The sequence below is a fragment of the Nocardioides ungokensis genome (assembly GCF_013466985.1).
Classification (GTDB): domain Bacteria; phylum Actinomycetota; class Actinomycetes; order Propionibacteriales; family Nocardioidaceae; genus Nocardioides; species Nocardioides ungokensis.
The window spans coordinates 4,515,104-4,536,395 of record NZ_CP059164.1 but is presented as its reverse complement, the minus strand read 5'-3'; the positions used below and the strand labels follow the sequence as shown (position 1 = coordinate 4,536,395).

The window sequence follows — 21,292 nt, the reverse complement described above, 5'->3', positions numbered from 1 at the left end:
CATTCCCGGTCGGCAGTGGTCTGGACCACTTTCTACCGGAAGGCCGACTCCCCGGTCAGTGCCTGGCCGATGACGAGCTGGTGAACCTCGGACGTGCCCTCGTAGGTCAGCACCGACTCCAGGTTGTTGGCGTGCCGCATCAGGGGGTACTCCAGCGTGATCCCGGCGGCGCCGAGGACGGTGCGGCACTCGCGGGCGATGGCGAGCGCCTCGCGGGTGTTGTTGAGCTTGCCGACGCTGATCGCGGGGGTCGGCAGCCGGCCGTCGTCCTTGAGCCGGCCCAGGTGCAGGGCGAGCAGCATCCCCTTGCCGAGCTCGACCGCCATGTCGGCGAGCTTGGCCTGCGTGAGCTGGTACGACGCGAGCTGCCGCTCGAAGATCTCCCGCTCGCGGGCGTAGGCGATCGTGGTCTCGAGGCAGTCGCGGGCCGCGCCCAGGGCCCCGAACACGATGCCGAACCTCGCCTCGGTGAGGCATGAGAGCGGGCCGGACAGCCCGTGCGCCTCGGGGAGCATCGCGGAGGCCGGCAACCGCACGCCGTCCAGCGCCAGCTCGGCGGTGACCGAGGCGCGCAGCGACATCTTGTGCTTGATCTCGGTCGCGGTGAAGCCGGGTGTGTCCGTCGGCACCACGAAGCCGCGCACCCCGTCCTCGGTCCGCGCCCAGACGACGGCGACGTCGGCGACCGAGCCGTTGGTGATCCACATCTTGTTGCCGGTGAGGACCCAGTCGCCCTGTCCGTCGGGAGCGGGGTCCTGGACCGCCCGGGTGCGCATCCCTCCCGGGTCGGAGCCGAAGTCCGGCTCGGTCAGCCCGAAGCAGCCGATCGCCTCGCCGGTGGCCATCCGGGGCAGCCAGGCGTCCTTCTGCTCCGCCGACCCGTGCTTCCAGATCGCGAACATCGCCAGCGACCCCTGCACCGAGACGATCGAGCGCAGGCCCGAGTCCCCGGCCTCGAGCTCCAGGCACGCCAGGCCGTACGCCGTGGCGCTGGTCCCGGCGCAGCCGTAGCCCTCGAGGTGCATGCCGAGCAGGCCGAGCTTGCCGAACTCCAGCGCGAGGTCCCGCACGGGCACGTCCGCCCGCTCGTACCAGCCCGCGACCTCGGGTCGCAGCCGGTCGTCGACGAAGGAGCGGACCGTGTCGCGCATGGCGCGGTCCTCCTCGCCGATGAGCGAGTCGGTGTCGAGCAGGGCGAGGGGTGCCAGCGGTCCGGTCATGAGCCCATCATGACCCGGCGCTCCAGTGGGGTCAGGCCCAGCAGGTCAGGCGGCGTGGGAGTGCGCCGGTGGGGTGACGGCGGGGGTCCCCGGCGTCGTCACCCAGCGAGCCTCCAGGTGTGCCCGTCCACGCTCGTCGACGACCCTCACCCAGGTCTGGACGAGGCCATCGTTCGATTGCGCGTTCATGTCAGGACACCTTTCGTTCACCTTCTGTTCACCTAGCGTACCGCACCTCCACCCGGGCCGCTGACCAAGGGCGAAACTCGGGCCATCTCCTCCACCCGGGCCCGGATTCGAGGTCGCTGGCGGTGATCACGCTCCCTTGTGACAGGTGGGACGGCGGCAGTCCGGGGCTAGGGCCAGGCTGAACGGTCACAACGGGTCGATTCCTGCCCGATTTCGGGCAGGGACTTGCCGATGCCTCGCTCGCGGAGCAGCATCGTCCGCGTGCCCGCCGCTCCCGACCCCGAGCTCGTCACCCGCATCGCCGCCAGCACCGGGCTGTCGGCCGCGGAGGCGGCGCGGGTCATCGAGGACGTCGTCGCCTTCCACGCCGAGCCGGTGGAGCAGTACGTACGCCGGCGGCACGCCCACCTGAAGACCTACGGGGCGAGGAACGCCGAGATCTTCGCGCGGATCGCCCAGGAGCTGCCCACCCGCGTGGTGGCCGCCCCCGAGCTGAGCGAGCGGCAGCTGCGCCGCATCGTCTACGGATGATCTCGGCACGGTCGCTGCGCGACCTGCTCGATCAACGAACACACGAGATCAACGAACGAACGAGGGAGACAGAAGATGTGCGGAATCGTCGGGTACGTCGGCGGCCAGCAGGCCGTCCCGCTGCTGCTGGAGGGCCTGAGCAGGCTCGAGCACCGCGGCTACGACTCGGCCGGGGTGGCCGTGCTCACGACCTCCGGGATCAAGGTGGCCAAGAAGGCCGGCCGGGTGCGGGACCTCTCCGAGGACCTGCCCAAGCGGTTCGCCGGGAAGACCGGGATCGGCCACACCCGGTGGGCGACCCACGGCCCGGCCAACGACGTGAACGCCCACCCGCACACCGACACGAAGGGTGACGTGGCGGTCGTCCACAACGGGATCATCGACAACGCCGCCGCGCTGCGCCAGCAGCTGACCGAGGCCGGCGTCGACCTGGTCTCCGACACCGACACCGAGGTGCTCGCCCACCTGGTGGCGCGCTCGGACGCCGACACCCTCGAGGGCAAGGTGCGCGACGCGCTGGCGGTCATCGACGGGACCTACGGCATCGCGGTGATGCACGCGGACTTCCCCGACCGGCTGGTCGTGGCCCGCAACGGCAGCCCGCTGATCATCGGCGTCGGCGAGAAGGAGATGCACGTCGCCTCCGACCTGGCCGCGCTGGTCCGCTACACGACCACGGTCGCCCACCTGGACGACGGCGAGATCGCCACGCTGACCGCGACCGGCTTCACGACGTACCGCATGGACCTGAGCACGACGGCGAAGGCGGCGACGACGCTCGACATCGACCCCTCGGTCTACGACGCCGGCGACCACGCCTCGTTCATGTACAAGGAGATGCTCGAGCAGCCCGCGGCCGCCGAGCGGGTGCTGCGCGGTCGCCTCGACGAGCGGTTCGGGACCGCCCACCTCGGCGGCCTGAACATGGATCCACGTGAAACCAGGGCGATCCGGCGGGTCAAGATCCTCGGCTGCGGCTCGGCCTACTACGTGGGCCAGATGGGCGCCGCGCTGGTCGAGGAGCTGGCCCGGATCCCCGCCGACGCGGAGGCGGCCAGCGAGTTCCGCTACCGCGACCCGGTCATCGAGCCCGACACCCTCTACGTCGCGGTCAGCCAGTCCGGCGAGACCATCGACACCCTGCTGGCGGTGCAGGAGATCCGCCGCAAGGGCGGTCGGGTGGTCGGCCTGGTCAACGTGGTCGGCAGCGCGATCGCCCGGGAGTGCGACGGCGGCATCTACCTGCACGCCGGCCCCGAGGTGGCCGTGGCCTCCACCAAGGCGCTGACCACGATGTTCCTCGGCTTCGCGCTGCTCGCGCTGCAGCTCGGCCGGGTGCGCGACCTGTCCATCGCCGACGGCACCCGCCTCATCGCCGGGCTGACCCGGATCCCGGGCCAGATCGCCGAGATCCTGGAGCGCGAGGAGGAGATCGCCGCCGTCGCCACCCGCCTGGCCGAGGCCGAGAGCCTCTTCTTCGTGGGCCGGGTGCGCGGCTTCCCGGTCGCGCGCGAGGGCGCCCAGAAGTTCAAGGAGATCTCCTACCGGCACGCCGAGGCCTACCAGACCTCCGAGCTCAAGCACGGGCCGCTGGCGCTGATCTCGGAGTCGGTGCCGACCGTGGCGATCGTCCCCGACGACGAGCTCGCCAGCCGCAACGTCGGCGCGCTGCACGAGATCGCCGCCCGGCGCGGCCCGCTCGTCGTCGTCACCCACGAGGGTGTCGACCTCGGCGAGGTCGACGCGGTGCGCATCGACGTGCCCCGCAACGAGCGCGAGCTCGACCCGATCCTGCTGACCATCCCGCTCCAGCTGCTCGCCTACCACGCGGCGCTGCACCTGGGCCACGACATCGACAAGCCGCGCAACCTCGCCAAGTCGGTCACGGTCGAGTAGCCACCTGCACGGCAGGGGTCGTGTGCCCGAGGACGCGTCGGGGCGCGTTCTCGGGCACACGACCCGCAGCTTCTGGGTGGCCCGGAAGTGAGCCCCGGAAGTGAGCCCCGGAAGTGAGCCCCGGAAGTGAGCAGAGTCTCCGCGCCCCCGAATCGAGCAGGGACCGCTGAACCCACTACCGTGATGGGGATGACTACAGACGAGAACGAGTTGACCGGCGAGGTGACCCCTGCCTTCGCCGAGCTCGGCCTCGCCGACGGGGTGCTCGACGCCCTGCGCGACGTGGGGTACGAGACCCCTTCGGCCATCCAGGCCGCGACGATCCCGCCGCTCCTCGAGGGCCGCGACGTCGTCGGCCTCGCCCAGACCGGCACCGGCAAGACCGCGGCGTTCGCGCTGCCGATCCTCTCCCGGCTCGACCTGTCCCAGAAGACCCCGCAGGCGCTGGTGCTCGCGCCCACGCGCGAGCTCGCGCTGCAGGTCTGCGAGGCGTTCGAGAAGTACGCCGCCCACCTGCGCGGCGTGAAGGTGCTCCCCGTCTACGGCGGCCAGGGGTACGGCGTCCAGCTCTCCGCCCTGCGTCGCGGCGTGCACATCGTCGTCGGCACCCCCGGCCGGATCATGGACCACCTCGACAAGGGCACCCTCGACCTCTCCGAGCTGCGGTTCCTGGTGCTCGACGAGGCCGACGAGATGCTCAACATGGGCTTCGCGGAGGACGTCGAGACGATCCTCGCCGACACCCCCGAGGACAAGAACGTCGCGCTCTTCTCCGCGACGATGCCCTCGCAGATCCGACGGATCTCGAAGAAGTACCTCCACAACCCGGTCGAGATCACCGTCAAGAACAAGACGACGACGTCGGCGAACACCACCCAGCGCTACCTGATGGTGTCCTACCCCCAGAAGGTCGACGCCCTCACGCGCATCCTCGAGGTCGAGAACTTCGAGGGGATGATCGTCTTCGTCCGGACCAAGAACGAGACCGAGACCCTCGCCGAGAAGCTGCGCGCCCGGGGCTACTCCGCCGCGGCCATCAACGGTGACGTCGTCCAGGCCCAGCGCGAGCGCACGGTCAACCAGCTCAAGGCCGGCAAGCTCGACATCCTCGTCGCCACCGACGTGGCCGCCCGCGGCCTCGACGTCGAGCGGATCAGCCACGTCGTCAACTACGACATCCCCACCGACACCGAGTCCTACGTGCACCGCATCGGCCGGACCGGTCGTGCGGGCCGCAAGGGCGACGCGATCTCGTTCGTCACCCCGCGGGAGCGCTACCTGCTCAAGGCGATCGAGAAGGCCACCCGCCAGCCGCTCACGCCGATGCAGCTGCCCTCGGTCGAGGACGTCAACGTCACCCGGCTGGCGCGCTTCGACGACGCGATCAGCGAGGCGCTCAACCAGACCAGCCGGATCGAGAAGTTCCGCGACATCATCGCCCACTACGTCAGCGAGCACGACGTGCCCGAGGTCGACGTGGCCGCGGCGCTGGCGGTCGTGGCGCAGGGCGACACCCCGCTGCTGCTCGACCCGGCCAAGGAGCAGGTCCGCCCGGTCTCCGAGGGCGCCTCGCGTCCCGACCGCGGCGACCGCCCCCAGCGCGCCGAGCGCCGGCCGCGCGGGCGCACCGACGTCCCGATGGCGACCTACCGGATCTCGGTCGGCAAGCGGCACAAGGTCGAGCCGCGCCAGATCGTCGGCGCGATCGCCAACGAGGGCGGGCTGTCCCGCAACGACTTCGGGCACATCCAGATCCGCCCGGACTTCTCGCTGGTCGAGCTGCCCGCCGAGTTGCCCGGCACCGCGTGGGACGCGTTGCAGACCACCCGCATCTCGGGCAAGCTCATCGAGCTGCGCCGCGACGAGGGCGCGCCGTCGGCCGGCGGCCAGGAGCGCGACTGGTCGGACCCCAAGCGCAAGCCGCGGGCGAAGAAGCCGAAGTACTAGACCACGCTGGTCAGCACGGACCCCCCAGTGCTTGAGTGAGCCAGGCCACATCGGGGTGGCCGCCGGCCACTGTCGGCCGGGATCTCGGGAGGTCCTGTGCGCGTCGCCCGCCTGCTCGCCGTCGCCGTCGTCGGCATCGCCACCACGCTGCTCGTCCCCACGGCGCCGGCCCTGGCCGCCGCCCCTTCGTACGTCGCCCTCGGTGACTCCTACTCCTCGGGGGTGGGGACCCGCAGCTACATCGACGACGGCACCTCGTGCCAGCGGTCGACGTACGCCTACCCGAGCCTGATCGCGGCGGCGCGGGGCTACGCGCTGAACTTCCGGGCCTGCTCGGGGGCGAAGATCCCCGACGTCACCAACAACCAGCTCGGCGCCCTGAGCGCGTCCACCGGCTACGTCACGATCTCGGTCGGCGGCAACGACGCGGGCTTCGCCGGCGTGCTCACCGAGTGCGCCCAGCCCGGCTGGATGAGCGACTGCAACGGCGCCATCGACGCCGCACAGTCCTACATCAACGCCAAGCTGCCCGGCGCCCTCTCGACGCTGTACGCCGCGATCCGCAGCCGCGCGACGACGGCCAAGGTCGTGGTCGTGGGCTACCCGCGGATCTTCAACGGGGAGGACTGCAACGCCGGCACCTGGTTCTCGCCGGCCGAGGAGACCCGGCTCAACGCCACCGCGGACCTGCTGAACAGCAAGCTCGCGAGCGCCGCGTCGGCACGGGGCTTCGCCTTCGCCAACCCGACCGGCCGCTTCGTGGGCCACGCCGTCTGCGCCGACGTCGAGTGGCTCAACGGCCTGTCCAACCCGATCAGCGAGAGCTACCACCCCAACCGGACCGGCCACGCGTCCGGCTACGCCCCGCTGGTGAGCCCGCTGCTCACCGGCGCCGCGTTCACGGCCAGCGCGGCGACGCTGCGGACGGCGGCCGCCGCCGGTGACGGCCTGGCGGCGCAGCAGCGGTCGTACGCCGCGCAGGACGCGACCATCGCCCCCGAGCGGTTCACGGCCCCCGACCTGACCTCCCCGCGTGCGCAGGCGGCGGCCCGCCGCGCCGGCGTCGACCTCGGCCGGTGGCTGGCCCGCCACTGAGCCGTTGGGCGGTGCGTCACGCCGGGCTGGTAGAACCGGGGCCATGGGGGCTCACCGGACCATCACCGCTCGCGCCACGACCACCTTGGCGACGAGCGCGCTGCTCGGGCTGCTGCTGACCGGGTGCGACTCGGGCTCCTCGGGCGGGCCGGACGCGTCCGACGCGGCCGACACCCTGGCCTCCGGCCTGTCCTCGGGGTCGTTCGCCGACGTCGACTTCACCAGGGTCACGACCGAGGAGGCGACGAAGGACTACCGCACCACCGTCGAGGGCATGGGTGACGTCCAGCCGGACGTCACGGCCGGGGACGTGAAGGAGTCGGGCGACTCGGCCACCGCCTCGCTCACCTGGAGCTGGCCGCTGGGTGGTCGCGCCTGGACCTACGACACGCAGGCCCGGATGACCAGGGTCGACGGCCAGTGGCAGGTCGCCTGGGACCCCTCGATCGTCGAGTCGAGCCTCGTCGACGGGGTCACCCTCGACCTGACCCCGATCGCGGCGCGACGCGGCCAGGTCATCGGGGCGCACCAGCAGCCGCTGGTCACCGATCGCCCGGTCGTCCGCTTCGGCATCGACCGCTCCAGGGTGTCGGCAGGCAAGGCCGCCGACTCGGCGCGCCGGCTGGCGCAGCTGGTGGGCATCGACCCGGCGGCGTACGTCAATCGGGTGCAGGCCGCCGGCGACCAGGCGTACGTCGCGGCGATCGTCTTCCGCAAGGACGACGTGCCCGCGTCGGTGGACGGCTACCAGGACATCCCCGGCGTGCTCGCCCTCGGGGCGCGCCTGCCGCTGGCCCCGACCAAGGAGTTCGCGGCCCCCATCCTCGGCACCGTCGGCGACGTGTGACCGCCGAGATGGTCAAGGACCACCCCGACACCTACCAGCCGGGCGACCAGGCGGGGCTCTCCGGCCTCCAGGCGAGGTACGACGAGCAGCTGCAGGGCACCGACGGCGCCGTGGTGAACGCGGTGGACGCCGACGGCAAGGAGCACGAGCTGTTCCGGGTCGGGGCCACCCGCGGCCGGCCGCTGCGGATCACCCTCGACGAGCGCCTCCAGACGACCGCCGAGCGGCTGCTCGTCAACGTGGGCCCGGCCAGCGCCCTGGTCGCGATCCGGCCCTCGACCGGTGACATCGTGGCCGCCGCGAACGGGCCGGGCACCAACGGCTACAACATGGCGACGTACGGCCAGTTCGCGCCCGGCTCCACCTTCAAGAGCGTCACCAGCCTCGCGCTGCTGCGGGCCGGGCTGACGCCGGACACGGTGGTGCCGTGCACGCCGACCATCACGGTCGACGGCAAGACGTTCAAGAACTACTCCGACTACCCCTCCGACGGGATCGGCCGGATCCCCCTGCGGACGGCGCTCGCCAACTCCTGCAACACCGCCTTCATCTCCCAGGCCGGCAAGCTCGGCGGCCGGGACCTCGTCGACGCCGCCGCGTCGCTGGGGCTCGGGGTCGACCACGACCTCGGCTTCCCGGCGTACTTCGGCAACGTCGAGCCGCCCGCCTCCGACACCGAGGCCGCGGCCGACATGATCGGCCAGGGCAAGGTGCTCGCCTCACCGATGGCGATGGCGACCGTGATCGCGTCGGTGCAGTCGGGCTCCCTGGTGGTGCCCCGGCTGGTCACCTCGGTCGACGTCTCGCCGCCCCACGGGGTCGACCCGGTCTCGAAGGCCGAGGCGGCCTCGCTGCGCTCGATGCTGCGCGGCGTGGTGACCTCCGGCAGCGGCAGCCTGCTCGCCGACGTGCCCGGCCCACCGGTCATCGCCAAGACCGGGACCGCGGAGTTCGAGAAGGACGGCAAGGTCCTCACCCACGCCTGGATGATCGCGGCGCAGGGCGACCTGGCCGTCGCGGCCTTCGTCGACGAGGGCGAGTCGGGCTCCGGCACCGCCGGCCCGATCCTGGAGTCCTTCCTCCGCGCCGTGGACTGAGGCGGCTCAGCCGCCGCCGCTCGCGGCGACCCTGGCGGCGACCCTGGCAGCGACGTCGTCGGGCATCGCCTCGTAGTGCGCGAAGGTGCGGGTGAAGGTGCCCGAGCCGTGGCTGGCCGAGCGCAGGTCGACCGCGTAGCGCACCAGCTCGATCTGCGGGACCTCCGCGACGATGCTGGTGTGGTCGTCGCCGACCTTGTCGGTGCCGAGCATCCGGGCGCGGCGGGCGGAGAGGTCGCTCATGACGCTGCCGACCAGGTCGTCGGGCACCACCACGGTGACCGTGTCGAAGGGCTCGAGCACGGTGATGCTCGTCGACGCCGCGGCCTCCCGCAGCGCCAACGCGCCGGCGTGGAAGGCCATGTCGGAGGAGTCGACGCTGTGCGCCTTGCCGTCGGTGAGGGTCACCCGCAGGTCGACGACCGGGTAGCCGCCCCGCACGCCGCGCTCCATCTGCGCGCGGATCCCCTTCTCCACGCTGGGGATGAACTGGCGCGGCACCGCGCCACCGACGACCTTGTCGACGAACTCGAAGCCGGACCCCTCCGGCAGCGGCTCGACCTCGATGTCGCAGACCGCGAACTGGCCGTGGCCACCCGACTGCTTCACGTGCCGGCCGTGGCCCTTGGCGGGCCCGGCGAACGTCTCCCGGAGGCTGACGGTGAACGGCACCTGGTCGACGTGCACGCCGTACCGCGACGTGAGCCGCTCGAGCAGGACCTCGGCGTGCGCCTCACCCATGCACCACAGCACCAGCTGATGGGTCTCGGCGTTGTTCTCGATCCGCAGCGACGGGTCCTCCGCGCCGAGCCGGCCCAGCGCCTGGGAGAGCTTGTCCTCGTCGGCCTTGCTGTGCGCGACGACCGCGATCGGCAGCAGCGGCTCCGGCATCGACCACGGCCGCAGCACCCGCGGCTCGTCGACCGAGGAGAGCGTGTCGCCGGTCTCCGCCCTGGTGAGCCGCCCGACCGCGCACAGGTCCCCGGCCACGATGCGGGACGCGGGCACCTGGGTGCGCCCGAAGGAGTGCGCCAGGGCGCCGACGCGCTCGTCCTCGTCGTGGTCGTCGTGCCCGGTGGCGTCGCCGAAGAACGACGTGAAGTGGCCCGACACGTGCACCGGCTGGTCGGGCAGCAGGGTGCCGGAGAAGACGCGCACCAGGCTGAGCCGCCCGACGTACGGGTCGCTCGTCGTCTTGACGATCTCGGCGACCAGGGGTCCCGCCGGGTCGCACGAGATGGCCGGCGCGGTCTTGCCGGCGGGGCTGAACACCTCGGGCGCCGGGTGCTCGGCCGGGGAGGGGAAGCCGCGCGCCGCCAAGGCGAGCAGCTCGGTGCAGCCGACGCCGGTGACCGAGCAGACCGGCACGACGGGGAAGAACGTCCCCCGGGCCACGGCGCGCTCGAGGTCGGCGGTCAGCACGTCCTCGGCGATCTCCTCGCCGCCGACGTAGCGGTCCATCAGGGTCTCGTCCTCCGACTCCTCGATCACGCCCTCGATCAGCTCGCCGCGCAGCTCCTCGGGGGCGTCGCCCCCCGGGGCCAGCAGCCCGGTCAGGCCGACCACGTCGGTGCCCGAGCGGCGCGGGACGTAGAGCGGCATCACCCGCTCGCCGAAGGCCTCCTGCGCCTGGCGCAGCAGGCCCTCGTAGTCGGCGCGGGCCTGGTCGAGCTTGGTGACCACGACGGCGCGTGGCATGCCGACCGCGTCGCACTCGCGCCACAGCGTCCTCGTCGCCTCGTCGACCCCTTCGTTGGCGGCCACCACGAACAGGGCGCAGTCGCTGCGCGCAGGCCCGCCCGCAGCTCCCCGACGAAGTCGGCGTAGGCGGGGGTGTCGATCAGGTTGATCTTCACCCCCTCGTGGACCAGCGGGGCCACCGCCAGGGAGATCGAGCGGCCGTGCGCCTGCTCGGACTCCTCGAAGTCGCAGACGGTGCTGCCGTCCCGCACGGATCCCGCGCGACCGATCGCGCCTGAACAGGCGAGCAGCGTCTCGACCAGAGTGGTCTTCCCGGAGCCTCCCGGCCCCACCAGCACCACGTTGCGGATCCGGTCCGGGCTGCTCGCCTCCAGATCGTGACCGGCTGGTCTACGTGGGTTCCCCTTGTCCGCCATGTCGCCACCTCAGGTCCGGGCCGCTCGGCCACCAGGCATCTCTGCCTCCGAGGCAACTCCTCCCGGGGCCGACGCGCAAGGGCCCACGGGGACTCTTCACCGAGACGTGGGAGCGCAGGCCCGGCCCGCACTCCCACGTCCGGCTCAGGCCCAGCCGACGACAGGGGGGACAGCGGCGGCGGAGCAGGGAAGAACCCCTCACTGCATGGGGTCAGCGAGGGGTCCCTGTCGACGTCAAAGTGCTCCCTCCGAGGTCGACGTGCACAGAATCCCATGAGCCCGGGAGGCCTGTCCTTGGTTTGCCGCACGTGCTTGGCTAGCCCCATGAACGGACTCGATCTCCTCGGCCCCGACCAGCGGGGCCTCTTCATCGGCGGCACCTGGCGCGAGGCAGAGGACGACGCGCGATTCGACGTCATCGACCCCGCCGACGGGTCGGTGATCACCGACGTCGCCGACGGCTCGATCCCCGACGCGGTCGAGGCGCTCGACGCCGCCGTCGCCGTGCAGGCCGACTGGGCCGCCACCCCGCCGCGAGAGCGCGGCGAGATCCTGCGCCGGGCCTTCGAGCTCATCACGGCGCGGGCCGACGACTTCGCCCACCTGATGAGCCTCGAGATGGGCAAGACGGTCAAGGAGGCGAAGGGTGAGGTGGCCTACGGCGCCGAGTTCTTCCGCTGGTACGCCGAGGAGGCGGTCCGCATCCATGGCCGCTGGATGCAGGCACCCGCGGGCGGTAGCCGGCTGCTGACGATCAAGAAGCCCGTCGGCCCCTGCCTGTTCATCACTCCGTGGAACTTCCCGCTCGCGATGGGCACCCGCAAGGTCGGTCCGGCGATCGCGGCCGGCTGCACGATGGTGATCAAGCCCGCCGCCCAGACGCCGCTGACCATGCTGGCGCTGGCGGCGACGCTGGCCGAGGTCGGCCTGCCCGCGGGCGTCCTGAACGTGGTCACCACCAAGCACACCGGCGAGTTCAGCGAGACCCTCCAGGCCGACGACCGGCTGCGCAAGGTCAGCTTCACCGGCTCCACCGGCGTCGGCCGGCTGCTGGTCAAGCAGTCCGCCGACCAGCTCCAGCGGCTGAGCATGGAGCTCGGCGGCAACGCGCCGTTCGTGGTCTTCGAGGACGCCGACGTCGACGCGGCCGTGGAGGGCGCCATGGTGGCCAAGATGCGCAACATGGGCGAGGCGTGCACGGCCGCCAACCGCTTCCTGGTGCACGAGGACGTCGCCGCCGAGTTCGCCGAGAAGCTGGGCAAGCGGATGGGCGGGCTGACCCTGGGCCGCGGCCAGGACGACGGCGTCGACGTGGGGCCGCTCATCGACGAGAAGGCGGTGGAGTCGGTCAGCCAGCTGGTGACCGACGCGGTCCACGACGGCGCGAAGGTCGTCGTCGGCGGCGAGACCCCCGACGGCCCCGGCTACTTCTACCCGCCGACGGTGCTGCTCGACGTGCCGGCCGACTCCGCGATCAACACCGAGGAGATCTTCGGGCCGGTCGCGCCGATCACGACGTTCCGCAGCGAGGAGGAGGCGATCCGTCAGGCGAACAGCACCGAGTACGGCCTGTCGTCCTACGTCTACACCCGCGACCTGTCCCGCACGATCCGGCTGGCGGAGGCCCTGGAGTTCGGCATGGTCGGGGTGAACACCGGGCTGGTGTCCAACCCGGCCGCCCCGTTCGGCGGGGTCAAGTCCAGCGGGTTCGGTCGCGAGGGCGGCTTCGAGGGCATCGAGGAGTACCTCGAGACGACCTATGTCGCCCTGCCCGTGAGCTGAGCCGGTGGACCTCTGGGCCGACGTGGCGGGCCAGTACGCCGACTTCGCGGGCTACGCCACCGACTCGCCCTGCTTCGAGGCGTGGGCGCGCGGTGTGGTGGGCGACCCGGAGCTGCTGGCCTGGATCGGGGAGCTGCCCGAGGGCAAGCAGCAGCCCAACCTGGTCTTCGCGGCCGCGCGCTGGCACGGCGTACCGGCACCGGGGCCGTACGCCGCGCTGCGCGATGCGCTGCTCGGCGACGACGGCCGGATCCGCGCCACCATCCTCGAGCGGGCGACCCAGACCAACGAGGTGGGCCGGCTGGCCACGCTGACGCCGGCCTTCGCCCTCCTCGGTGCCGGGGAGCCGCTGGCGCTGCTGGAGGTCGGGGCCAGCGCGGGTCTGTGCCTCTACCCGGACCGCTACCGCTACTCCTGGTCCACCGCGGAGGGCACCGTCACCGCCGGTGGCAGCGGGCCCGTGCTCGCGGCCGACGTGGCCGGACCGGCGCCGCTGCCGGCCGAGCCGCCGGACGTGGCATGGCGCGGGGATCGACCTCAACCCCCTCGACGTCACCGACGCCGACGCGATGGCGTGGCTGACCACGCTCGTGTGGCCCGAGCACGCCGAGCGGCGCGAGCGGCTGGAGCGGGCGATCTCGGTCGCGCGCACGGACCCGCCCCGGCTGGTGCGGGGAGACCTGCTCGAGGAGCTGCCCGGCCTCGTCGAGCAGGCAGCAGCCCACGGACCGGTGGTGGTCTTCCACAGCGCCGTGATCGCCTACCTCGAGCCGGTGGACCGCACCCGGTTCCACGAGCTGATGACCGGCCTCGTGTCCGAGGGGCGCTGCCACTGGGTGAGCAACGAGGGCAAGCGGGTGCTCCCCGAGGTGACGGCCACGGGGCCCGAGGTGCCCGAGGAGCTGCCGACCTTCGTGCTCGGCATCGACGGCCGCGCGATGGCTTGGACGCACGGGCACGGCCGCTCGATGACCTGGCTGGGGTGACCAGCCCCGGTCAGCGGGCCATGGCGCCGAGAGCGGCCGCCAGCCGGGTGCGTGAGGAGATGCCGAGCTTGCGGTAGACGCGCGACAGGTGCCACTCGACGGCCTTCACCGTCACCACCAGCTCCTCGGCGATCTCGCGGTTGGACAGCCCGTCGGCCGCGCGGAGCGCCACCCGACGCTCGGACACGGTGAGCGCCGCGAGGGCCTCGACCTCGACGCGGCGAGGGGACTCGCCCAACCGGTCGAGCAGCCGCCGGACCCGGCCGTGCAGGGGCCAGAGCTCCTGGCGGCCGGCGTACTCCTCGGCCGAGCGGAGCAGCGCCAGCGCCTCGGTCGAGCCCTCCCCACGGGGCGTGAGCAGCAGCAGGCCGGCGAGGTCGGTGTCGACCTGCGCGGCCAGCCGGCCGGCGGGGAGCGCGGCCAGGGTGCCTCGAGCCCTGCGGAGCAGCGCGATCGAGTCGGCGGCGGCGTCGATGGTCGCGACGGTGCGCAGCGCGAGGGCGACGGAGTACGGCGAGCCGGTCGGCTGCACCAGGTCGAGCTGCTCGCCCGCGAGCCGGGTGGCCCGGGCGCGGTCGCCGAGCCGCACCGCGGCGAGGGCGGCGCCCACGCGCCACGGCACCAGGGCCGGGACGTCGCCGTGGCTCTCGAGACAGTGACCTGCCAGGGCGAAGTGGGTGGCCGCCTGCTCGGCGTCGCTGACGGCCGCCGCCAGCTCGCCGTGGGCGTGGTGGGCGAGGGCGCCGGTCAGCCCGGGCTGCACCCGGAGGCGCGCCAGGTCCTCGCCCAGCGCGAGCGCCTCGCCGAGGTCGCCGCGGGCCAGCCGGCAGTCGACGGTGGCGGCAAGGAGGAGGGCGTGCTCGAGGCCGCCGGAGACCCGACCGGTCGCGCGGACGGCGTCCAGCTCGGCGAGCGCCTCGGTGGTGCGACCGGCACGGGCGAGCTGCCAGCCGCGGATCACGGCCCCGCACGGGTCGGGGTCGGTCCGGCCGGTGGCGGTGAGACCGGCGGCCGTGAGACCTGTGTCGATGAGCTCGGTGTTGATGAGCTCGGTGTCGATGAGTCTGGTGTCGGCGAGCAGCGCGTGCGGCAGGTCGACGAGCGCGAGCGTCAGCTCGTCGGGGGCGGGCATGGCGCACAGATTAGGAAGCCCGGACGTGCTATGTGTGTCGATTCGCGTGATTTCGTGCGGGTGGACCAGTCAGGTCGCGGCCGAGGAAGGCCAGCAGCAGGGCCGCGTCCGAGGAGTCCGCGGCCGGTCGCTCCGCGGCGAACCTGACGCCGCGGTCCGAGCACGAGACGACCGCACGCGCGACCGGGAGGAGCTCGCGGGCCAGCTCGTCGGGCACCGGCGTGCGCCGTCCCGTGGCCTGCGCGACGTCCCAGCCGTGCACGGTCACCTCGAGTGCGGCGGCGGCCACGAGCAGCGACGCCTCCACCGGGAGGTCGCCGACGAGGACGGCGGCCGGCGCCGCCATGGTCCAGGCGCCGAGCAGGGCGCACGCCTTGTCCTGGAGGGTGCCGACCCGGGTCTCGGCGGGCGCCGGCCGGCGTACCTCGACCCAGCCGCCGGCCGCCTCGGTGAAGGCGTCGAGGGCGTCGGCCATGTGGTCCAGCAGCTGGTCGAGGTTCCAGGCCGCGCAGGGCGTGGGCCGGTCGAGCGATGCCTGGTCGACGGCCGCGAGCGACACCCGGGTGTAGGCCAGTGCCCGGTCCAGGAGCTCGACGGCCTCGTCGAGCCCGGGGCTCACCGAACGCTCGGGGGTGCTGCGTCCGGCCCCGCGTGGTCGGCGGGGAGCCGGTCGGGAAGGCCGAACGTCGCGAACAGCGAGTGGTCGAAGAACGCGCTGACGTGCCGCACCCGGTCGCCGTCGAGCTCGAGCACCTGCAGCTGGAACGGCACGAAGTCACCGGCCTCCGAGCGCATGTAGAGACCGAACGCCGGTTGCCCGTTGGCCGACGTCGGCAGCATCGGCATGTCGTGGCTGCCGCCCGGGCACTCGTTGCCGATGAGCCAGCCGATCTGCGCCGGTCCGCGGAACCAGCTCGTGAAGGGCGGCATCTCCCAGACCGCCTCGGCGGTCAGCAGGCTCACGATCGTGTCGACGTCCTTGCGCCAGAAGGCCTCGACGTACCGCTCGAGGAGCTGCTGCTGCGACTGGGTCAGGTGGGGCTCGACGGTCTCCTCGGTCAGCCCGCGGTCGGCCAGCTGGGCGTGCGCGCGCTGGAGGGCCGAGTTGACCGCGGCCGTCGAGGTGTCGAGCACCTCCGCGACCTCGGCGGCCGACCAGCGCAGCACGTCGCGCAGGATCAGCACCGCGCGCTGCCGGGCCGGGAGGTGCTGGAGCGCCGCCACGAAGGCGAGCCGGATCGAGTCACGCTCGGCGACGACCACCGCGGCGTCCGGGACCGGCTCCAGCCAGGCGATCTCGTGGTCCTGCTCGAGGGCGTCCCCGGCCATCGCGTCGGCGGTGCCGAGGCCGGCGGGCAGGGGCCGGCGCGGCCGGCCCTCCAGGTTGGTGAGGCAGACGTTGGTGGCGATCCGGTAGAGCCAGGTCCGCACCGAGGAGCGGCCCTCGAAGTCGGCCGAGGCCTTCCAGGCACGCAGGAAGGTCTCCTGGACCAGGTCCTCCGCCTCGTGGACGGACCCGCTCATCCGGTAGCAGTGCGCGAGCAGCTCGCGCTGGTAGCGCTGTGTCAGGGTCGGAAAGTCGTCCAGCTCGGTGCTCGTGGTCATCGCTGCTCCCTCGTCGTCCGTCCAGTCTGCCTCGTGGGTCAGACCGGCGTCGACGAGGAAACTCATCGGCCCCGGAGGGTCTGGGTGGGACCTGGCCCGTCGGCGTCACCGACGCCGGCGATCTCCAGCGCACGTTCGGCGGCCGGTCGGGCCGCCTCGCGGTCGGTGGCCACCAGGCCGACGCGGGTGCGCCGGTCGAGCAGGTCGTCGACGTCGGCAGCGCCCTCGTGGGTGACGCCGAAGAGCAGCTCGGCGAGCGTCACCGGCACGCCGTCGGCGACCGGGGCGAGCAGCTCGTCGTCGGCGAGGCCGCTGACCTCGCGGGCGCTCGCGAGCACCAGCGCGGCGTCGGTGCCGTAGCGGCGCACCAGCCGCTCGGGCAGCTCGAGCGCCGCCAGCACGTCCCGCGGGGCGGCACCCAGGAGCGGCAGGGTGCGGGTGCGGCAGGGCCCCGCCCGCAGGCCGCCCCGGGCGACCGCCGCGTCGACGGCGTCCTCGGCCATCCGTCGGTACGTCGTCAGCTTGCCGCCGACGATCGTCACCACACCGGTGCGCGAGACGAGCACGGCGTGCCGGCGGGAGAGGTCGGCCGTGGCCCCCTCGCTGCCGCTGCCCGACAGGTCGAGGAGCGGGCGCAGCCCGGCGAAGGCGCCGACCACGTCGTCGCGGTGGAGCTGGTGGGCGAACGCCGCGGAGACGACGTCGAGCAGGAACCCGATCTCGGGCTCCGACGGCTCGGGCACGTCGGGGATCTCGCCGTCGACCGGCTCGTCGGTGAGCCCGACGTACACCGTGCCGTCGGGCTGGGGGAGCACGAGCACGAAGCGGTTGGTCTCGCCGGGGACGGGCGCGAAGACCGAGACGCGCAGCCCCGGCAGGCTGGCCTGGCGGAGCACCAGGTGGGTGCCGCGGCTGGGCCGCAGGGTCACCTCGTCGACGAGGCTGCCGGCCCAGACGCCGGCGGCGTTCACGACGGCGCGGGCGCGCACGGTGTGGGTCGCCCCGGTGAGCTCGTCGCGCAGCTCGACCTCGGTGCCGGTCGCGGCCAGGACGCGGGCGTGTGTGCGCACGTGGGCGCCGTACGACGCGGCGGTCCGGGCGACGGTGGTCACCAGCCGGGCGTCGTCCTCGAGCTGGCCGTCCCAGGAGAGCAGTCCCCCGCGCAGCCCGGCGGGACGCAGCGCGGGTGCGAGGCGCAGGGTCTCGGTCGCGGAGAGGCGGCGGGGCCTCGGCAGGGTCTCGCGGCGGGTGCGGGCGCCACGGCGCAGCACGTCGCCGGCGACCAGGCCCGCGTGGGTGACACCGGCCTGGAGGTGGGTGACCGCCGAGTTGAGCGGGACCACCATCGGCATCGGTCGGGCGAGGTGGGGTGCGGTGACCTCCATCAGGATCCCGCGCTCGACGGCGCTCTCGTGGGCGACGCCGAGCTGTCCCTTGGCGAGGTAGCGCAGGCCGCCGTGCACCATCTTCGAGGACCACCGGGACGTGCCGAAGGCGAGGTCGTGGGCGTCGACGGCCAGTACCCGGAGGCCGCGGCTGACCGCGTCGAGCGCCACCCCGGCCCCGGTGATGCCGAGCCCGATGACGACCAGGTCGACCTCGGTGGGGGCCTCGGCCAGGCCGGGGGTGATCGTGTTCACGGGGCCAGGGCCCGGGCCAGCAGGCCGGCGAGCTCGGCGTCCAGCTCGGTCTCGGTGGCGCGGTCGTCCACCATGGTGTGGGTCGAGAGCACGAAGCCGTGCGCGGCGAGCACCAGGGCGCGCGCGATCACGACCGGGGTCCCCGCCCGCACCTGCCCGGCGGCCTGGCCGGCCCGCACGGCCTCCTCGACCATCGCGAGGATCGCGTCCTGCGAGCGGCCCCGGCGCGCGAGCAGGTAGGGGAGCAGCAGCTCGGGGTCGAGCTCGACGATCCGCAGGAACAGCTCGTTGACCCGCAGCGTGCGGACCGTGCCCACGATGTCGCCGACCAGCCGGTCGACCGCGGTCGCCCCGGGGTCCTCCTCGGCGACCGTGGCCGCCACGACGCCGGCCCACTCCCGGGTCATCAGGTCGCCGAGCAGCTGCTGCATGTCGGACCAGGTGCGGTAGATCGTCATCCGGGACACCCCGGCGCGACGCGCGACCTCGGTCAGCGTCGTACGCCGCCAGCCGAGGTCGAGGATGCAGTCGCGGGCGGCGTCGAGGTAGCCGTCCCTCGGGTCCGACCCGTGGTCCGTCCCTGGATCGGGGGTGTGACGAAGTGACGTCATGTGTCACACTGTAACACATGGCCCCCGAGAAGACCGCCGTCGAGATGCACCCGCAGCGCTGGGGCGACCCGGCCGCGGCCACCCCCCTGAACGACGCCGCCCGCGGCCTCGTGGAGCTCGCCTTCGGCCTCCACGAGCACCCGCCCGTCCGCTCGTCGCCCGTGCCCGCGCCGGCGATCGACCCGGCCCTGCTCGACGCCCTGCGGGAGCTGGTCGGTGCGGAGCACGTGCTCACCGACGACGACACCCGTCGCCTGCGCACCCGGGGCAAGTCGACCCCCGACCTGCTGCGGGCCCGGGCCGGCGACCTCTCCGACGCCCCCGACGCGGTGGTGCGGCCCGGCGGTCCCGACGACGTCGCGGCGCTGCTGGCGTTCGCGGTCGAGCACCACCTCGCGGTGGTCCCGTTCGGTGGCGGCACGTCGGTCACCGGTGGGCTCGCGGCCCGACGCGACGGCTACGCCGGCGTGGTCAGCCTCGACCTGGTCCGGATGAAGCGCCTGGTCGCGGTGGACCCGGTGTCCATGACCGCGACGCTGGAGCCCGGCCTGCGCGGCCCGGAGGCCGAGGCGCTGCTGGCCGAGCACGCGATGACCCTCGGCCACTACCCCCAGTCCTTCGAGTTCGCCTCGATCGGCGGCTTCGCCGCGACCCGCTCCAGCGGCCAGTCCAGCGCCGGCTACGGCCGCTTCGACAGCCTGGTCGTCGGCCTGACGGTGGCCACCCCGCAAGGGCCGCTGGTGCTCGGGAGCGCCCCGGCCAGCGCCGCGGGCCCCGACCTGCGACAGCTGGTCCTGGGCTCGGAGGGTGCCTTCGGGGTGATCACCTCGGTGACGGTCCGGGTCCGGCACCTGCCCGCGGTCACGGCCTACGAGGGGTGGCGCTGGCGGTCCTTCGCCGAGGGGTCCGCAGCGATGCGCACGCTGGCGCAGGCCGGCCTGCTGCCCACGGTCATCCGGCTCTCCGACGAGACCGAGACCGCGATCAACCTGGCCCGCCCGGACGAGATCGGCGGCGCCGGTGCCGGCGGGTGCCTGATGATCGTGGGCTACGAGGGCACCCCGAGGCGGCCTCGGCCCGGCAGGCGGCGGTGACCGCGGTGCTGACCCGGCTCGGTGGGGAGTGGCTCGGGGAGGAGCCCGGCCGCGCGTGGGCCCACGGGCGCTTCGGCGCGCCGTACCTCCGCGACTCGATGCTCGACGTCGGTGTCCTCGTGGAGACCCTGGAGACCGCGACCTTCTGGTCCAACGCGGAGAGGCTGTACGCCGGGGTGAAGGAGGCCCTCGAGGCGGCGCTCGGCGAGCCGACGATGGTGCTGTGCCACGTCTCGCACGTCTACGAGACGGGCTGCTCGCTCTACTTCACCGTCGCCACCCCGGAGGGCGAGGACCCGCTGGGCCGGTGGCAGGCCGCGAAGGCCGCCGCCAGCGACGCCATCGTCGCGGCCGGCGCCACGATCACCCACCACCACGCGGTCGGCACCGACCACAAGCCGTGGCTGGCCGCGGAGATCGGCCCGGTCGGCGTCGGCATCCTGCGGGCGGTCAAGGCCGAGCTCGACCCGACCGGGATCCTCAACCCCGGGGTGCTGATCCCGTGAGCGCCGAACCGGTGAGTGGCCCACGCGCCTTCACGTTCCTGGTCAACCCCGCGTCCGGTGGCGGTGCCGCGCCCGACGCCGTGGTCCCGGTGGCGCGGCTGCTCCGCGAGGCCGGCGCGACGGTGGACGTGACCTACTCGCCGGGCGCGCTGGCGATGTCCGGGCTGGTCGAGCAGGCGGTCGGCCGCGGCGACGTCGTCGTCTCGGTCGGCGGCGACGGGATGCTGTCCTCGCTGGCCGGTCTCGTCTCGGCCGCCCGCGGGACGCTCGCGGTGCTGCCCGCCGGCCGCGGCAACGACTTCGCGCGGATGCTCGGCCTGCCGGCGGACCCCGCCGGCCAGGCGCGGCTGCTGCTCGAGGGCGGCGTACGCCGCGTGGACCTGCTCGCGCTCGACCTCCCCGGTGCGGCGCCCCGGGTGGTGGCCGGTTCGGTGTACTCCGGCGTCGACGCCCGTGCGGCGGAGCTGGTGGACCGCGCGCACCTGCTGCCGCGGCGGCTGCAGTACCCCTACGCGGCGGTGCGCTCGCTGGCGACCTACCAGCCCGGCCGTTACCGGGTCTCGGTCGACGGCGTGGAGCGGGAGTACTCCGCCGCGACGGTCGTGGTGGCCAACTCGGCGTACTACGGGCAGGGCATGAAGATCGCCCCCGCCGCGGCCGTCGACGACGGGCGGCTCGACGTGGTCGTCATCGAGGCGGCCTCACGGCTGGAGCTGGTGCGGTCGCTGCCGAAGGTCTACGACGGCTCGCACGTGGACCTCCCGGAGGTCACCGTGCTCACCGGCACCCGGGTGGAGCTGCGCGCGCGCTCGCGGGTGCCCGTCCCGGTGGGCGGCGACGGCGAGCCGCTCGGCGTTCTCCCCGGTCTCGGCGACGCCCCCGCGGTGGTCGAGCTCCGCCCCGGCGCGCTGTCGGTCATCTGTTGAGTTGGGCCTGATTCGGTCGCGAGACGGGCCGGAATCGCCGAAAGAGGCCCAGCTGGAAGCCGAATCAGGCC

General features: G+C 73.3%; 16 protein-coding genes and 2 pseudogenes. 11 read left to right on the top strand and 7 right to left on the bottom strand.

Annotation, left to right across the window (positions count from 1 at the left end; translation table 11 throughout):
• Positions 1-32 precede the first annotated feature (32 nt).
• Positions 33-1,220, bottom strand: coding sequence for an acyl-CoA dehydrogenase family protein (locus tag H0S67_RS22475; RefSeq protein WP_180934856.1), 1,188 nt, complete (start codon positions 1,218-1,220; stop codon positions 33-35).
• A 450-nt stretch (positions 1,221-1,670) separates the two neighbouring features.
• Between H0S67_RS22475 and H0S67_RS22470 the strand changes: the two genes are divergently transcribed.
• The 6 genes from H0S67_RS22470 (at position 1,671) to H0S67_RS22445 (ending at position 8,822) form a co-directional block, all read left to right on the top strand.
• Positions 1,671-1,940 (top strand): hypothetical protein, encoded by a 270-nt coding sequence (locus H0S67_RS22470; protein WP_246354973.1) that lies wholly within the window; start codon positions 1,671-1,673, stop codon positions 1,938-1,940.
• Positions 1,941-2,015: 75 nt separating this feature from the next.
• Entirely contained in the window at positions 2,016-3,836 is a 1,821-nt protein-coding gene (glmS, locus tag H0S67_RS22465; RefSeq protein ID WP_180934854.1) for a glutamine--fructose-6-phosphate transaminase (isomerizing), read from the top strand.
• A gap of 189 nt (positions 3,837-4,025) precedes the next feature.
• Positions 4,026-5,783, top strand: coding sequence for a DEAD/DEAH box helicase (locus H0S67_RS22460; protein ID WP_180934853.1), 1,758 nt, complete (start codon positions 4,026-4,028; stop codon positions 5,781-5,783).
• Between the two features lie 96 nt (positions 5,784-5,879).
• Complete coding sequence (locus H0S67_RS22455) at positions 5,880-6,878, top strand: SGNH/GDSL hydrolase family protein (RefSeq protein ID WP_180934852.1); 999 nt, start codon at positions 5,880-5,882, stop codon at positions 6,876-6,878.
• Between the two features lie 43 nt (positions 6,879-6,921).
• Entirely contained in the window at positions 6,922-7,725 is an 804-nt protein-coding gene (locus H0S67_RS22450; protein ID WP_180934851.1) for an NTF2-like N-terminal transpeptidase domain-containing protein, read from the top strand.
• Positions 7,722-8,822 (top strand): penicillin-binding transpeptidase domain-containing protein, encoded by a 1,101-nt coding sequence (locus tag H0S67_RS22445; RefSeq protein WP_180934850.1) that lies wholly within the window; start codon positions 7,722-7,724, stop codon positions 8,820-8,822. Before H0S67_RS22450 ends, H0S67_RS22445 begins: the two co-directional genes overlap by 4 nt.
• A gap of 6 nt (positions 8,823-8,828) precedes the next feature.
• Here H0S67_RS22445 and H0S67_RS22440 read toward each other — a convergent pair.
• A pseudogene (locus H0S67_RS22440) lies at positions 8,829-10,939 on the bottom strand (elongation factor G-like protein EF-G2).
• A 324-nt stretch (positions 10,940-11,263) separates the two neighbouring features.
• Between H0S67_RS22440 and H0S67_RS22435 the strand changes: the two are divergent.
• Together H0S67_RS22435 and H0S67_RS28550 are read left to right on the top strand one after the other, a co-directional pair.
• A complete protein-coding gene (locus H0S67_RS22435; protein ID WP_180934849.1) occupies positions 11,264-12,721 on the top strand; it encodes an NAD-dependent succinate-semialdehyde dehydrogenase in 1,458 nt (485 codons plus the stop codon).
• Positions 12,722-12,725: 4 nt separating this feature from the next.
• Positions 12,726-13,707 (top strand): annotated as a pseudogene (locus H0S67_RS28550) (DUF2332 domain-containing protein).
• Between the two features lie 10 nt (positions 13,708-13,717).
• On the opposite strand, the gene H0S67_RS22425 reads toward H0S67_RS28550, so the two are convergent.
• The 5 genes from H0S67_RS22425 to H0S67_RS22405 are packed head-to-tail and all read right to left on the bottom strand — an operon-like array spanning position 13,718 to position 18,695.
• Positions 13,718-14,839, bottom strand: coding sequence for a helix-turn-helix transcriptional regulator (locus H0S67_RS22425; RefSeq protein WP_180934848.1), 1,122 nt, complete (start codon positions 14,837-14,839; stop codon positions 13,718-13,720).
• A 28-nt stretch (positions 14,840-14,867) separates the two neighbouring features.
• Positions 14,868-15,458 carry a TIGR03086 family metal-binding protein gene (locus H0S67_RS22420; RefSeq protein ID WP_180934847.1) on the bottom strand — a complete coding sequence of 197 codons (591 nt, stop codon included), beginning with the start codon at positions 15,456-15,458 and terminating at the stop codon, positions 14,868-14,870.
• Positions 15,455-16,510, bottom strand: coding sequence for a sigma-70 family RNA polymerase sigma factor (locus H0S67_RS22415; protein WP_180934846.1), 1,056 nt, complete (start codon positions 16,508-16,510; stop codon positions 15,455-15,457). The genes H0S67_RS22420 and H0S67_RS22415 overlap by 4 nt, the downstream gene beginning before the upstream one ends.
• A complete protein-coding gene (locus H0S67_RS22410; protein ID WP_180934845.1) occupies positions 16,507-18,084 on the bottom strand; it encodes a glycerol-3-phosphate dehydrogenase/oxidase in 1,578 nt (525 codons plus the stop codon). The genes H0S67_RS22415 and H0S67_RS22410 overlap by 4 nt, the downstream gene beginning before the upstream one ends.
• Positions 18,081-18,695 (bottom strand): TetR/AcrR family transcriptional regulator, encoded by a 615-nt coding sequence (locus H0S67_RS22405; RefSeq protein ID WP_180934844.1) that lies wholly within the window; start codon positions 18,693-18,695, stop codon positions 18,081-18,083. The genes H0S67_RS22410 and H0S67_RS22405 overlap by 4 nt, the downstream gene beginning before the upstream one ends.
• Before the next feature lie 17 nt (positions 18,696-18,712).
• On the opposite strand from H0S67_RS22405, the gene H0S67_RS26255 reads away from it, so the two are divergent.
• The 3 genes from H0S67_RS26255 to H0S67_RS22395 are packed head-to-tail and all read left to right on the top strand — an operon-like array spanning position 18,713 to position 21,221.
• A complete protein-coding gene (locus H0S67_RS26255; protein ID WP_246354971.1) occupies positions 18,713-19,789 on the top strand; it encodes an FAD-binding oxidoreductase in 1,077 nt (358 codons plus the stop codon).
• On the top strand, positions 19,786-20,295 hold the full coding sequence (locus H0S67_RS26250) for an FAD-linked oxidase C-terminal domain-containing protein (RefSeq protein WP_246354970.1): 510 nt from the start codon (positions 19,786-19,788) through the stop codon (positions 20,293-20,295). Before H0S67_RS26255 ends, H0S67_RS26250 begins: the two co-directional genes overlap by 4 nt.
• On the top strand, positions 20,292-21,221 hold the full coding sequence (locus H0S67_RS22395; protein WP_246354969.1) for a diacylglycerol/lipid kinase family protein: 930 nt from the start codon (positions 20,292-20,294) through the stop codon (positions 21,219-21,221). The genes H0S67_RS26250 and H0S67_RS22395 overlap by 4 nt, the downstream gene beginning before the upstream one ends.
• The last annotated feature ends 71 nt before the right edge of the window (positions 21,222-21,292 follow it).